This window comes from Bacillus sp. FSL R9-9834, assembly GCF_038006905.1.
Taxonomy (GTDB): domain Bacteria; phylum Bacillota; class Bacilli; order Bacillales; family Bacillaceae_G; genus Bacillus_A; species Bacillus_A pacificus.
On sequence record NZ_JBBOWD010000001.1, the window covers coordinates 1103372 to 1119074 of the forward strand.

The 15703-nt window shown below is 35.1% G+C and carries 9 protein-coding genes; 8 read left to right on the forward strand and 1 reads right to left on the reverse strand.

The features are described 5' to 3' along the window. The first annotated feature begins 3 nt into the window (after window positions 1–3). The 3 genes from MKY00_RS05715 (at window position 4) to MKY00_RS05725 (ending at window position 8967) form a co-directional block, all read left to right on the forward strand. Window positions 4–1077: a sulfate/molybdate ABC transporter ATP-binding protein gene (locus MKY00_RS05715; protein ID WP_016716746.1), complete on the forward strand. Its 1074-nt coding sequence runs from the start codon at window positions 4–6 to the stop codon at window positions 1075–1077. Window positions 1078–1591: 514 nt separating this feature from the next. After that, complete coding sequence (locus MKY00_RS05720; protein ID WP_016716747.1) at window positions 1592–8290, forward strand: DNRLRE domain-containing protein; 6699 nt, start codon at window positions 1592–1594, stop codon at window positions 8288–8290. 152 nt (window positions 8291–8442) lie between these two features. Beyond that, window positions 8443–8967 (forward strand): DUF2695 domain-containing protein, encoded by a 525-nt coding sequence (locus MKY00_RS05725; protein WP_016716748.1) that lies wholly within the window; start codon window positions 8443–8445, stop codon window positions 8965–8967. Between the two features lie 51 nt (window positions 8968–9018). Here MKY00_RS05725 and MKY00_RS05730 read toward each other — a convergent pair whose 3' ends face one another. Continuing rightward, entirely contained in the window at window positions 9019–9378 is a 360-nt protein-coding gene (locus MKY00_RS05730) for a DUF2750 domain-containing protein (protein ID WP_074585816.1), read from the reverse strand. Between the two features lie 695 nt (window positions 9379–10073). Between MKY00_RS05730 and MKY00_RS05735 the strand changes: the two genes are divergently transcribed. The 5 genes from MKY00_RS05735 (at window position 10074) to MKY00_RS05755 (ending at window position 15663) form a co-directional block, all read left to right on the forward strand. Beyond that, window positions 10074–11591, forward strand: a complete 1518-nt coding sequence (locus MKY00_RS05735; RefSeq protein ID WP_029141074.1) for an RHS repeat domain-containing protein — start codon at window positions 10074–10076, stop codon at window positions 11589–11591. 794 nt (window positions 11592–12385) lie between these two features. Continuing rightward, the gene (locus tag MKY00_RS05740; protein ID WP_016716751.1) at window positions 12386–12988 is read left to right on the forward strand and encodes a hypothetical protein; all 603 of its coding nucleotides are present in this window, start codon (window positions 12386–12388) and stop codon (window positions 12986–12988) included. Between the two features lie 164 nt (window positions 12989–13152). Next, window positions 13153–13908, forward strand: coding sequence for an Imm26 family immunity protein (locus MKY00_RS05745; RefSeq protein WP_016716752.1), 756 nt, complete (start codon window positions 13153–13155; stop codon window positions 13906–13908). 43 nt (window positions 13909–13951) lie between these two features. Further along, a complete protein-coding gene (locus MKY00_RS05750) occupies window positions 13952–14602 on the forward strand; it encodes a hypothetical protein (protein ID WP_016716753.1) in 651 nt (216 codons plus the stop codon). Between the two features lie 134 nt (window positions 14603–14736). Continuing rightward, window positions 14737–15663, forward strand: coding sequence for a hypothetical protein (locus tag MKY00_RS05755; RefSeq protein ID WP_029141075.1), 927 nt, complete (start codon window positions 14737–14739; stop codon window positions 15661–15663). Window positions 15664–15703: the final 40 nt, after the last annotated feature.

Sequence of the window (15703 nt, forward strand, 5' to 3'; positions counted from 1 at the left end):
ACGGTGAGTATTCAAATTCAAGGTGTATCAAAACAATATGGTACATTTCAAGCGTTGACAGACATTCATTTGGATATCCCAAAGGGTGAACTTGTCGCCTTATTAGGCCCGTCAGGTTCTGGAAAAACGACGTTATTACGAATTATTGCAGGATTAGAAGAAGCGGATGAAGGCTCTATTTCATTTGAAGGGGAAGATCTAACAGACATTCACGTAAAAAATCGGCAAGTCGGTTTCGTCTTCCAACACTATGCGCTTTTTAAACATATGAATGTATTTGAAAATGTCGCTTTCGGTTTAAAAGTAAGAAAGAAAAGCTTAAGACCTTCAGCAGAAGCGATAGAAGAAAAAGTAACAGAATTATTAAAGCTTGTAAAAATGGATGGCTTTGCTAAGCGTTATCCAGCGCAATTATCTGGTGGACAACGGCAGCGTATCGCACTAGCTCGAGCACTTGCAGTCGAACCGAAAATTTTATTACTCGATGAACCGTTCGGTGCCCTTGATGCAAAGGTGAGAAAAGAATTACGAAGATGGCTCCGGAAACTACATGACGAATTTCAAATTACGAGCGTATTCGTAACGCATGATCAAGAAGAAGCACTAGACGTTGCGGATCGCATCGTTGTAATGAATGAAGGGCGCATTGAACAAATGGGAACACCGGAAGAAGTATATGAAAACCCAGCAAGCCCGTTCGTGTACGACTTTTTAGGAAATGTAAATTTATTTCACGGCCGCGTCCATAAAGGTAAGCTAAATGTAGGATCGGTGGAACTAGAAGCACCAGAGCATAAACACGTTTCAAACGTAGACGGAGTAGCTTACGTAAGGCCACATCACTTATCTATCTCTCGTACAAAACAAAGCGTAGATGCAATCCCGGCGAAAGTATCATATTCTCACGCAGTTGGACCTGTCGTATATGTAGAATTAAAACGAGACGGAACAGATGAGTATTTAGAAGCAGAAATTAGTAAAGAACAGTTCAAACAGCTAAGCATTCAAGCGGGTGATGTTGTATACGTACAGCCGAAAGAAGTGAAGGTGTTTATTCCAGAGGATTTTGTGATTTAAGAGAGTTAAAATCAGCAATCTATTAATAAGAGGAAGTCTCCTAAAATATGTTTTAGGAGGCTTCCTCTTTTATTTGTAGTGATAACTTTTTCACATATGAAATATAACAAGGCGTGGGGGCGTGTTCAAACAGTTATTAAGGAATATATTCTTATTACCTTCTATAAATAAAGGTATTACAGTTAAGGGAGGCACATTTACACCAGGAATATGAAGCTCAGTATATTAGCTTCATTGAATATTAGAACAAAATTGAAAGTGAAAATAAAAGGTTAGTTGAATGATATTTATATCATGTCGCTAGCAAACAATAATCGCATCTATTATTGTTAATCTTAAATTATATAATAAAAATAGATATCTGTCATAATATTTATAAAATTGTTGTTAAATTGTCGGATTTTGTACACAAAATCTTCAAAACTTTAAAACGATATTTACTTTACTATTTCATTTGTTTACATTGTGATATGTAACATTATATATGTTAAAAATATTTCAGCGAGGTGAGTTTATGGGAGCAAAGAAATGGTATAGGTATTTAATCCAACTTATCGTAGTTGCATTAATTGTTACCTCCATACCACTCAATGGATTGGCGGAAACGGCACCACCGTTTACACCATCTCCAAATTCAGAACAAAGTCCGGAAGTGGAAAAGAAAGAAGAAAAGGAATTACCAGATCCACATCCAGATCAATTAAAGAAGGATAAGACTAAAGCACAGGCGAGTCCGACTGAGATTGTAGAAGAAAGAACGGAAACAGAGAAAGTTTTCGATAATAATGATGGTACGTATACGAAAAAGATATATACGGAACCAATTCATGTTGAGAAGGATGGAAAGTTAGAAGAGGTTTCACCGAAATTAGTAGAAGCACCTAACGCAAAGATTGTAACGGAAAATACAACATTAGAACCAGAATTCGAGAAAACAACACAAGATGGAAAGTACGTTCAATTTAAAGTAAAGGATCATACCATTCAGTACAAATTAATGAGTGCAAATGGTGAAAAAGGTGAAGTGAAGCCATCACCAGTAACCGCAACACATGAAAATAATACAGTATGGTATAAAGGGATTTTTCCAAATATTGATTTAAAGAGTACGACGTTTAACGAAAATGTCAAAGAAGATTTTGTCTTACGTGAATATACAGGACATCATATTTTTACGTTTGCATTAGAAACAGATTTAACACCGAGCTTACAGGAAGATGGTTCAATCGACTTCCAAAATGAGAAAAAAGAAAAAGTATTCACATTACCGAAACCGTATATGAATGATTCAAATGTGGATCAACAATCAGGTGAGGCTGTAACGTCAGATGCGGTTCGTTACACTATTGAGAAAACAGATGAAAAAACATATACATTAACTGTTACTGCAGACCCGCAGTGGTTACAGGCACCAGAGCGAAAATATCCAGTATATGTAGATCCTTCTGTTGAACTAGGTAACTTTGAAAATGCATACGCTGCAAGTGCCTATCCAACTGTCAATTATTCAGGAGGAAAACTGTGGGATTCAGGTCAAAATGCTTACACGTTAAAAGTTGGGTATTATGATGGCTCATCTGGAACAAACTTTGCATTTATTAAACCGAATGTTTCAGATTTAAAAGGTGCAAAGATTGAAGGTGCAACATTCCATGCCTATGCAGTTTGGCATTATTATGGAAATCAACCGAATGGTGTTTGGTTAGATGAAGTAACAGGTGGATGGAATGTTGGTGGTGTGAACTGGAATAATAAACCAGGTTCTAATAACATTGCACAAACTGATGTCGGACGCGGAAAATGGGCCCAGTTCAATGTAACGAATACAGTGAAAGCATGGGTAGATGGCGCGAGACCAAACAACGGTTTTAAACTACATGCAAACGGAAACGGACAAAGTCATTGGAAGAAATTCATTGCAGCTGAAAATGGAGCCAATGCACCGTACTTAGAAGTAAAATATTCTTACGCAAAACCAAATACACCGAGAGTACAAGCTTACTCAAATGGGAGCGGGAGTGGTTCAGGTCACTTCAATCTACAATGGGATCCGGTCCCAGGGGCAACCGAGTATAAAGTAGCTATTTTTAACGGATATGACTATGAATATATTTCAGTTGGGAATGTGACAAGCTGGACGACGAAAGACAAAAAAATATTCCCGACGCCAGAAGAGATTGCACAAGGACGATACTGGATACATGATGACGGAAAAGGGGCAGAAGCACCTACTAACCCAGGACAAATATATAAAAATGCTTATCAAGCAGGCGGTCCGTACGGAGATTATAGTGGAAGAAGTAGCTACTGGTTTCGTATTGTAGCCGAGTATCCATTTGGTGAAAGTCCGCTTTCGGATGGAGTCGTTCCATTTATTCCGTTAGAGCAAGTGAAAAAGCCAGATGGTTCAGCTTATATTAATGCGACAGATAAGGAAACGGGATATGTCACATTAAAGTGGGATGCGGTCCCAGCGGCATCCGGCTATAAAGTTTGGGTATATAACGGAAAAGATTATGAAGCGTTTGATGTAGGAGATAAGACTAACTGGACAACACAAAACGAGAAAATTTGGCCAACGAAAGATGAAATTGCAAAAGGCCAATATTTACTTCATCACGATAAAAAAGGTGCAGAATTAGCAGTGGATCCATCACCTGTGTATAAGAATTCTGGCGGAATTTATGCTGGCTTTAAAAATTATTGGTTCCGTGTAACGGCGTATAGTAAAGTAGGGCATGCTGAAAGTGAAATTTCGCATGAGTTTGTACCTAAATTTGCTCAAGACTTTGGGTTTACAGGGATGTTTGATTACTGGGCATCAGTTCCAGTACTAAATGGTAAAGTAAATGCTACAAATGGTAACTTTATCATGAGTGAGAAAGATATTACGTTATCTGGGCGCGGACCGGATGTATCAGTAGAAAGAACGTATAATAGCCAAAGTAAAAAAGTAGGTCTATTTGGTACAGGGTGGTCTAGTGGATTAGAAGAAAGAATTTTGGCTGAAGGAAATGGAAACTTACTATTAATTTCTGCCGATGGCGCAAATATTACTTTTACTAGAACGGGAGATAATGCGTATCAAGCTCCTACTGGTATATATTTAGAAATTAAACAAGTATCAGGCGGATATGAAATAAAAGATAAAGACCAAACGGTTACTTTCTATAAATCTGGAGATGCACAAGGTCGTATCCAGTATACAAAAGATAAATACGGAAATACGACGACATATGAGTATGATGGGGAATCACGTTTATCAAAAGTAAAGAACGCTTCTGGTAAAGAGTTAGTCGTACAATATGATGGGAATAATAAAAAAGCAGCAAGAGTAATCGGCCCAGATAGCAAAACGATTACATTTAAATATGATGGAGATTTACTTGTTTCTTCTACAACACCAGAAGGAAAAGTATATAAATACGGATATGATAATGGTTTACTAACATCTATTTATGATCCGCAACATACAGATGCAAAACCATATAAAACATCATATGCATACGAGAATAATAGATTAGTAAAAGTAACGGACCCATTAGGAAAAGCTACGACATTAGCATATAATACAGATACGAAAGAAGTTACGTTAACGAATCCTAAAGGTCGTAAAACTGTTTATACGTATAACGATGCTGGAAACCCAGTGAAAACAGTTGAAGATGTGGGACGTCTGAATTTAACGACATCTTATGAATACAATGCAAATAATTTAGTAAAAACAACAACTCCTAAAAATCAAACCGAAACAGCGACCTATGATGGTAATGGGAATGTAACTTCTGTTACGGATGAAATGGGAACAGAAAAGTTTGAGTACAATAAAGATAATGGGATTGTTAAAGCGACAGATAATGAGAATCGTGAAACGACAGTTGCTTATAAAGCAGCGAATACAGAAGTGTCTGAAACTGACCAAGCAGCAAATACATCATCTTTCATGCAGTATGATCAGTTTGGAAATCCAATTGCAACAACTAGAGAGCTAGGAACAGGAGAAAACCTGATTCAAAATCCAAGCTTTGAAATGAATGGTACGGAAAAATGGGTACCAGTAAATGTGAATAATTCCGGATCTATTACAAAAGATGCAACACCGGCACCAGGTGGCCTTGGAGGAGAGTCATCACTTAAGATTACAACGAAAGCAACGAATAATGATTGGGGCTATACTGCTGCAATTCAAGAAGTAACATTAGAGCCAAATACAACGTATACGTTAAGCGGTATGATGAAGACGGATTTAGCCAATGGTGCTGCTTTCTTCAATGTACAGTTATTAAATGAAAACGGTGCTGGTGTAGATGGTGGATGGCATGATACTCGTCACAATAAAGTTCAAGGAACGAGGGATTGGGTTAATCGTCAAGTTACTTTTAAAACAACAGAACAAACGAGAAAAGTAAAAATCTATTTACAAGTAGAAAATGGCGGTTCTGCTACGAGTGGTTCAGTCTGGTTTGATAAGATTCAACTAGAAAAAGGTGAAGTTTCTTCTAGTTTTAACCCAATTGAAAATAGTAGTGTAGAGAATATGACGGAAAAAGGTTGTATTCCAGGATGGATTCGAGGAGATGGAACAAGCTGTGATCCAAAAGATGTTTCTCAGCAAGAGAGCTTTACGGGACATTCATCTATTGTATTAGAGCGTAGCCAATATGGTGGTTCTGATGTAGGATATGGCAAGCATATTACTATAAATCAGAAAAAAGCAGAACCAATTACGTTAACAGGAATGTCTAAATCTCAAAATGTAGAAAATACCGCACCAGATAAGCTCTCAAGAGATTACTCTATTTGGGCAGATGTGTATTATCAAGATGGTACTGGCACGAACTATCAAGCGAAATTCCCAAGTGGTACAAATGATTGGAATCGTAGTGCAGTTGTAATCCCTGCTACGAAACCAATTAAGCGTATGGAAGTCTATCTTCTATTTAGAAGAGAGAATAAAGGAAAAGTTTGGTTTGATAATATTCGTTTACTAGAAGGGAACGCTCTTATTAAAAACGAGTACGACAACGATGGCAATGTTGTTGCGACATATGATGAAGAAGGACAGAAGAATACATTCACATACGATGCATCAGGGAATAAAAAGAGCGAAACCGATGAAAAAGGAAATACAAAACTATATGATTACAACAAAGATAATCTATTAACGAAGGTTACATTAAAAAATGGTACGTCTGTAAATTATCGTTATGATCACAATGGAAATACAACAGAGAAATCTGTTATGTTTGGTGGGAAAACACAAACACACAAATATGAATATGATGTAGATAATAAAAATACAGTGTATATCGATGCATTGAACCGTCGTATTGAAAACACGTACGATGAAAATGCAAACAAGATTAAAACGAAAATGCCAAACGGTTCTATTTTAGAGTCTGTATATGATACAGCAGATCGCGTCATTGGTGAAAAGCGCAATGGAAAAGATTCATTTACATTTGAACGTGATCAAAATGGACAAGTTACGAAAGTAAAAGATCTTGTCAATGGCGTAGAACGTACGAAAACATACGACAAGGCAGATCGCGTCACAAGCGCAACAGATAGCCGAGGCGGAAAAATTGACTGGGCATATCATGATAAAGCAAACAGTAAGACAGAAAAACTAAAAGAACAAACAGTAACGCAAGGCGGATACACAAATAAAGTATCGTATGACTACAACACGTTAGATCAAAACATTCGTGTAACAGACGGTTCTCAAACGTATCGCTTTGATTATGACGATCAAGGAAATGTTCGTACGTACACAGCTGGTAATGGTTCAGGTTCTACTTTTAACTATGACCACGCGAACAAAATTAAAGATTTAGTAGTCGGTACATCAAACAGTATTCTACTTTCTGAACGATATGAATATGATCAAGCGGGTAACCGTACGAAGATTAAACATGAAGGTGCGGGCGGAAAAGTAACAGAAACGAACTTTGTATATGACCCGATTAACCAATTATTAAATGAAGCATTACCAAACGGAACAACTAAATCATACACATATGACGGATTTGGAAACCGTACAAGTGTGAAAGTTGTAGAGAATGGAAAAGAAACAAAATCTATAGCAGCAACATTTAACGAAGGAAATCAGCTTGTAAAATTCGGAAATGAATCGTTAACGTATGATGCGAATGGCAATCGTACATCAGACGGAAAGTACAAGTATACATGGAACGAAGACGACCAAATTATAGCTATCACAAAACAAGGTGAGAGCAATGCATTCGCAACTTATAAGTATGACGAGGATAATCGTCGTATTGAAAAGAATGTGAATGGTCAAGTAACACGTTATTTCTATGATGGAGACAGCATTAATCCGTTATATGAGACGGATGGTAGTGGAAAGGTACTTCGCCAATATGTGTATTCCGTAAATGGTTTACGTATGGCTATGAAATCGCAAGGACAAACATTATACTATCACTACAACCCACGCGGTGATGTAGTCGCAATGACAGATCAAAATAGAGAAGTTGTAGCAACGTATGAATATGATTCGTGGGGTAATGTATTAAAGAGTGACGCAAAAGGTATCGCAGCAGATAATCCGTTTGGATATGCAGGATACATGTATGATAAAGAAATTGGTATGTATTACTTGATTGCGAGATACTATAATCCGGAGCATGGTGTGTTCTTGTCGGTTGATCCTGATCCAGGTGATGAAGATGATCCGATTACGATGAATGGGTATACGTATGGCGATAATAATCCGGTGATGAATGTGGATCCGGATGGGCATTGGGTATGGATTGCAATTAACGCTGGCTTTGCGGCATATGATGGATATAAAGCATATAAAGCAGGTGGAAACTGGAAAGAAGTTGGATGGGCAGTTGCTTCTAATTATGTTAAGCCTTTAAAGATTGCGAAAAAGGCTATTGGTTTTGCTGCTAAAAAAGGACGGGATGGAAAAAATGCAAGATTAACAGTATTGGCAGGGGATCAAAAAGTTTCGACTGCACTACGTGGTTGGATTAAACAAGAATTGAATAATAAGAAACGTAAGAACAAATCCCATCTGCGTAATCCACCGGGATACCAGATGGCACATAGAAGGGGAAAAGAAGCTAGGCATGGATATGGGTATGAACATTCGGATTTACAACATATAAAGACACATAAAACACAACATAAGCATGATGGCTATGGAAGAAAGGGAAATAAGAAAAATACTAAAAGAAAATAATTAGCTATACACAGGATGTATTTAAGAAATAACAGGAAAAGGTAGGGGGGAAACCCCTCCTTTTTCTTATAATTTAATTCTCTTTATAATTTAAGGGAAAATATTATCTTTGTTTCTATTTATAAAAAAATAATATTTAAAGGAGATTTTGGATGGATAATTTAGAAGTGCTGAAAAATGAGTTAATAAAAGGGCAGAAATTAGCAATGCAAGGTTCCTATGAAAGAAAAGAACCTTCAAAAAAAGCGATACCATATCTTTTGAAAGTAAAAAGTGGGTTGTATGAATATATTAAGTTGGATGCTGATAATGCTTTAGCTTGGAGGTTATTATCACAGTGTGAAGAATGTTTGTTAAATTATCAAGGTGCAATATCTAGCCTGCAGAAGGCAATGTCTCTTGATAGTGGAAATAAAAAAGATTTTAAAAAATTGGCATTACTTAAAGAGTGTAATGTGAGAGTTGGAGAATTAAAATTATCAGTGGAGCAATTGAAATCATTAGAGAGGGGTTTGCAAGAAAATATGGAAACAAAAGGATGCGACCATTCACTTACATATACAAAAGATTGGTTAAATCGATGTATTTCGAAATCTATGCATAGTTATATTATAAGAGCTTTGCGGAATAGAGGGGGCTATTGTGATTGTGAAGTTCTTATGAATATAATAGAGTGAAATCTCAAATATAAAAAAATCCCGCATTGAAAGTACTAATGCGGGATTTTTTTATGAATTTTTTTCATTTAAAAAATTTAGTAGGAGTTGTGGTTCTAATTCTAATCCGATTAAATGGGTGTTCCAGTTAACGCCTATTAATAAATCATCATTAATCATGCCAGGTAGCCAATCTTTTAGAAATTGCTCTAAAGGAATAGCTGTAGGTGAATAATTAGCCCATTCCTGAATGGCGCATTGTTGGGCATATGATTTATTTGACCAAAATAGCATAACATCTGTATCTTCATATTCATTTGATTCACAGACACACCATCCCGAAGTGTTTTTTAAACCCCAGATGGTTTCAGTTTCTAATACAGTATGAATAAATGTTGTGGAACGTTTTTGAGCATTTATAATTAAATCCATGTCCAAGATAAGTCACCTTTCCATATATGTTACTTTATAAGTAGTATAGCGAAAGTATGGTATTGAATCAAATTAAGATACCAGTTGTTGTGACGTAAGATGAAAAAGGAAATACAAAACTATATGATTACAACAAAGATAATCTATTAACGAAGGTTACATTAAAAAATGGTACGTCTGTAAATTATCGTTATGATCATAATGGAAACACAACAGAGAAATCTGTCATGTTTGGTGGGAAAACACAAACACACAAATATGAGTATGATGTAGATAATAAAAATACAGTGTATATCGATGCATTAAACCGTCGTATTGAAAATACGTATGATGAAAATGCAAACAAGATTAAAACAAAAATGCCAAATGGTTCGATTTTAGAATCTGTATATGACACTGCAGATCGCGTCATTGGTGAAAAGGGAAATGGAAAAGATTCATTTACATTTGAACGTGATCAAAATGGACAAGTTACGAAAGTGAAAGATCTTGTCAACGGTGTAGAACGCACGAAGACATACGACAAGGCCGACCGTGTCACAAGCGCAACAGATAGCCGAGGCGGAAAAATTGACTGGGCATATCACGACAAAGCAAACAGTAAGACAGAAAAACTAAAAGAACAAACAGTAACACAAGGCGGATACACAAATAAAGTATCGTATGACTACAACACGTTAGATCAAAACATTCGTGTGACAGACGGTTCTCAAACGTATCGCTTTGATTATGACGATCAAGGAAATGTTCGTACGTATACAGCTGGAAATGGTTCAGGTTCTACTTTCAACTATGATCATGCGAACAAAATAAAAGATTTAGTAGTAGGTACATCGAGTGGTATTATTCTATCGGAACAATATGAATATGACCAAGCAGGTAACCGTACTGCAATTAAACATGAGTCTCCAACAACTGGAAGAATAACGCAGACTCAATATGAATATGATGCGAATAATCAGCTGACGAAAGAAGTGTTCCCGTTATTAAGGGGAACAAAAACATACACATATGATGGTTTTGGTAACCGTACATCTGTAACAACAAAGCGACTTAACAAAACGACAACAATTGAAGCGCAATTTAACGAAGGGAATCAGCTTGTTAAATTCGGAGAGGAATCTCTGACGTATGATGCGAATGGAAATCGTACATCAGATGGAAAGTACAAGTATACATGGAATGAAAGAGACCAGATTGTAGCTATCACAAAACAAGGTGAGAGTGATGCATTCGCAACGTATAAATATGATGAAAATAATCGCCGCATTGAAAAGAATGTAAATGGTCAAGTAACACGTTATTTCTATGATGGAGATAGCATTAATCCGTTATATGAGACAGATGGTAGTGGAACTGTACTTCGTCAATATGTATATTCAATAAGTGGCACACGCTTAGCCATGAAAACAAAAGGACAAACGTTATACTATCACTATAACCCTCGTGGTGATGTCGTTGCGATGACAGATCAAAATAAAGAAGTTGTAGCAACGTATGAATATGATTCGTGGGGTAACGTATTAAAGAGTGATACGAAAGATATCGCAGCAGACAATCCATTTGGGTATGCGGGATACATGTATGATAAAGAGATTGGTATGTATTATCTGATTGCGCGTTACTATAACCCAAATCATGGTGTGTTCTTGTCTGTGGATCCTGATCCGGGTGATGAAGATGATCCGGTTACGATGAATGGGTATACGTATGGTGATAATAATCCGGTGATGAAGGTGGATCCGGATGGGCATCTTGCATGGTGGATCGCTTCTGGAGCTGTTGGTGGAATTGCTAATGTGGGCAGTTATGTAATAGGGCATTATGCAAAACATAAAACTTTAAAAGGAATGAATTATAAAAGACTGGGTAAGGATTTCCTTTGGGGGGTAGCCGGTGGTATTATAGGAGGATCAGGAGGTCATGTTGCTAGGCATTTAGGCAAAGGAGCTCGTTTATTTGTTAGTACTCATACAGCAGTACCTGGGTATGCTGTAGCGAATGCTGGAAGTGGTGTACAAAGAAAAGGGCAAAGTGGTTATAGTGGAAAAGGTATGGCTCGAGATGTAGCATATTCTATGACTGGAAGTAAAGGTTATTTAGGATTAACCTTTGCTACTGCATATCGTGATAATCGTTCTACTAAAAATGTAAGTAGTAAGAAGAAAAATACAAAAAGTAATAAAAAGGCTGCTAAAAAAAGGCGAAGATAGTTTTTAATAGAAAATTGAGGTTAGTATATTAGTTAGAAGTTATTTTATTATTATGAGTAAGATGAATGTTTATGAATAATATCCATTAAGTGAAAATATATTTTTCACTTAATGGATAAGGTCCTTTAAAAAATAATAAAGTAGGAGAGATATATGGAAGACATTTTTTTTATGGTACTATGTTTTTTTATAGCCTGTGGAATTATAATTTTTGGAATTATAATAGATAAAGAAACTTTTAAAAAGCAGCGTGTTAACTCACTGTTATTTTCTTTATTAACACCATTCCCAATCGTACTGTCTTTCAGTTTTTATTTGTTTAAGATATTTTCAATCGGTGTAGGAGTAGCTATATTATATTCGATCTTTTATGATGTATATAGTTATTTTGGATTATAACTTAGTGTGTAAGTACTTGAGAGGTTAAGGAGAAAATAATTATTGATGATAATATAAGAATTTAAAAAGAAAGAAGAGCTGAAATGCAGTGTCCCCTGTCAAGTAGACAGGGAGCACTGCAAACTTTTAAGCTCTTCCTTTTTTATATGTTATAAATTAGGATATTCTTTAGAAGTGCTCTATACGGCTGAATGTACATCACAGTTTACGATAATATTCAATTATATATAATTGAAATAAGATCTTTATAAAACAGTATGCATCTAATTTTTAAATGGGGTATTTTTGGGGGAATACATTGTAAAACGTGAATATATCGCTTTTTCCTTAAAAGGAGCTTGAAAATAAGTGGGATAACAGTAATCAGCTATACGAACGAGCTAGAAGGAGAAACCATGGACACATACATCGAAATACACAAGCCTGCAACGGAAAAAAACGAATATTTTCTAGTGTTGGATGAACATGATAATTTTGAAAATGATAAAATCCTGAATTTGTTATCAAAAATTAATAGATATATAGTTGATGTTGATACAAGCATGGAACAATTTATGAAAACAATGATGTCGAAATTTCATTTATATATTTTAGTGAATTGTGAAGGGATTCAAGAGGAATTAACAAAGGTGCAAAATTACATTTGGGAAAAAGAATTAAAAGAGTTAAACTGGAAAAAGTCGATTGTGAAGAGCACAATTTTAATAAACCAGTATGATCCTGCAACTGATATTTTCGATGTGATTTCTCCTGTATGTATGGAAGGGAGCCTCATGTTCCTTTTCTCTGAAAAAGAAGTAAACGATAATGAGTTAGAGAGTATCATAAAACATATAAATTTTGATCGGACAAGAGTATATTTCAATAAAGAAACAATTGAACTGGCGGGGGAAATGGGGTATATAGTAGGGCATTTTGAAGATGAGTATTATTTAGTATCTTTACGTTCGGAAAAGCAAGTATTTGTTTGTTATGCGGAAGAACGTATTATGGATTAGAATGAAGCCGCAAAACATGAAGTTTCTACATTGAGAATGAAAATGCACCTGAATTTTTGGGTGCATTTTTTACAACCTTTATGTGTAGAATCAATGAGAAGATTTTATTATTAGAGGAAAATAGTTTCAATGAAAAACAGTTAGAGTGTTATAGGAGAGAATAAATGGAAGCAGTACTATTCAATGAATTAAATTATACGTTACAAATCGGGAAAATACGTATGTTTATACCAGATTTTAGTTCAAAGGAATATATTATTTTTGAAGATTTAGCCGAGCTTTTAGATTTAGAGACAAATTATGATGCAATGAAATTTGTAAGGAATCAAATTAAAGAAGCTGGAATAAAAGGTAAGGTCCGTTTTGATTCAGAGAGCGATTGTGTAGAAATATATTCAACTAATGGGAAGACGTTGTTACAAGTTGCGATTTTAGTGAATGAACTTATAGACGAAGAATTTACATTTACGAATCAAAGAGAGTATGAGCAGTTCATAGGATCTTGGAAACGACCTAAAAAACAAAAATGGAAAGTTGGGGATGTATTTTCTATCCCTTTACCAAATGAAACATATTTTTTCGGACAAATTGTTGAATTGATGGAAGACGTGTTTCCTTTATGTGTTATATTTGATTGGCATTTGAAAACAGTGCCTACTAAAGAGGATATCGATAATGCTAACATTTTAACAGCATTGATGCTTAATGGAATGGTATTTGACGATTATACTCTTAAGGTTATTTTTGATATGGAAATAATGGGAGAAATCAATGAAAACACTAGGAGAAATCCAGTTCGAAATGTGACTTGGTCTACTTCTCATTTAATAGATTTCTGCATGGAATACAAGTTAGAAAAGAAACAAAAGTTTGTAGAAGAGATATCCGCTAATAGAAATTTTGTAATTGAGTATAACTGAAGGATAACAACTGTTATCCGTATTATAAAGTGGAGGCAAATATATGAATAAATTAGGGTTTAGAGTTATTCGCGGGGAAGAGGGATATAGCCATTATTTTGGTGGAGAAACTTGGGAAGTTCCTATATGTCCGCAATGTAATGAACAAGTGCATCAAATATTTACCTTTGATTTGAATGATTCGAGATTAGAGGAACTTAAGACAGAAGAATTAAAGGAGTTGCCATTAATTACTTGTTTAAATTGTTCCTTATATGAAGATGTGCAAAATTTCAAAATAAATATAATGGAACGTTCTATACATACCATTACTCAAAGTGAGATGTTTAATTGGAAGTATGAATTAATTGATAAGATACCAGTTCCTTTGCCGAAATATGATATGAAATTAATAACGATGGAGAAATATGATGTCCCCCGTGATGAAGATGAACATGAACAAGCTTTAGATGCTATAGGAAGAGATTATATTTGTAGAATAGTTGGAGCGCCCCTATACATAGAAGATTCTATAGAGGCAACGTGTCCTTGTTGCTCGAAAAGTATGAACTATGTGGCTATGTTGACCGGAGAAGATTATGGGAATGAAGGAGAACTTACAGGAGGAATAACGTTTCAAATAGGAGAGAGTTTTTTATATTTCTATCTATGTAAAGAATGTCTAATCATACAAACTTCCATGCAGAGCACTTGAGTTTGTTCTGCATGGAAGTTTTATTTGATTGAGAAGAGAGAGCACCATTTATAAATATAGAAAAAGAATAAGTGATAATAGAACTTTTATCAATGGTTTGAGTTACATTAGGAGGTATAAAAGAAGTGGTATCAATGTTAAAACGAGAACCTTCAAAGCTTATAATAGAGGGGAATCAATTTTATATACCTTGGGTGTATTGTGTCATACAGGATAACTGTATTGTTGTGGATTCTAAATCTCGAAAGTTACAGTTTAAAATTGTATGTCCAACATATAAGACTTTAGTAGAAGATGATTATTTAGATATATATTTAAATAAGTACCCTGATTTTATTCATAAGGAACAAAGTTATTACTATAGAGAGTTTAATTTTCAAGAATCGGAATTTAATATAGAGGGAGAAACTTTTACGGTCCTTAATGGAAACATTCGAATTAGTTATTTATCAATAAGGACTTTTTCTATAGCAATGGAATTAGAATTAAGAGCGAGTAATGGTTTAAGAACGATGGCTACTTTATATTTATATCCCCTTATTAAGGAATCAGTAACGAGTGAGAGAAATATGTACTTTAGTAATCTTATTCCTAAAATAGTGAAAGAGGCAGGATCGCCGGTGGGTTCAATTAATGGAAAACCGATAGAGGAGCTAAGTCTTGAAGATTTTTCTTTTTCATCCATTTGGGAATGGGACTTAGAAAATGAAAGCTTTGAGTATCAAGATGAAACTTGGGTCAGACCATCAACTGTTAAGAGTATATTTGAAATAGATAATATGGATGTCTTTATAAAAGCAGACTTATTATTAAAGGACGATGATAGTTTATACAAATGTATTTTAAACATAGATGTAGACCAAATAGCACAGACTTTTTCTGTTATAGAAGGAGCTGTATTTATAAATGAAGAGTATATCGATTTAAGAGATTTTTTATTCAATCCAAAAGCAAATATACAGAAGATAGTTTTTCATATCCAAGATCAAATATTTGAAAAGATGAGTCCAATAAATTATAGAAAGCAACAATGGGATTTAACATTTTCTTGGAGTAAGTAAGGTGAAGTATATAAAATAATTGAGAGTAAGCGTTAAACTT

What these genes read in the sequence shown, in the direction of transcription:
- MKY00_RS05720 (WP_016716747.1), top strand. Translation starts at nt 1,592, where the DNA reads ATGGGAGCAAAGAAATGGTATAGGTATTTAATCCAACTTATCGTAGTT.
- MKY00_RS05725 (WP_016716748.1), top strand. Translation starts at nt 8,443, where the DNA reads ATGGATAATTTAGAAGTGCTGAAAAATGAGTTAATAAAAGGGCAGAAA.
- MKY00_RS05730 (WP_074585816.1), bottom strand. Translation starts at nt 9,378, where the DNA reads ATGGATTTAATTATAAATGCTCAAAAACGTTCCACAACATTTATTCAT.
- MKY00_RS05740 (WP_016716751.1), top strand. Translation starts at nt 12,386, where the DNA reads ATGGACACATACATCGAAATACACAAGCCTGCAACGGAAAAAAACGAA.
- MKY00_RS05745 (WP_016716752.1), top strand. Translation starts at nt 13,153, where the DNA reads ATGGAAGCAGTACTATTCAATGAATTAAATTATACGTTACAAATCGGG.
- MKY00_RS05750 (WP_016716753.1), top strand. Translation starts at nt 13,952, where the DNA reads ATGAATAAATTAGGGTTTAGAGTTATTCGCGGGGAAGAGGGATATAGC.
- MKY00_RS05755 (WP_029141075.1), top strand. Translation starts at nt 14,737, where the DNA reads ATGTTAAAACGAGAACCTTCAAAGCTTATAATAGAGGGGAATCAATTT.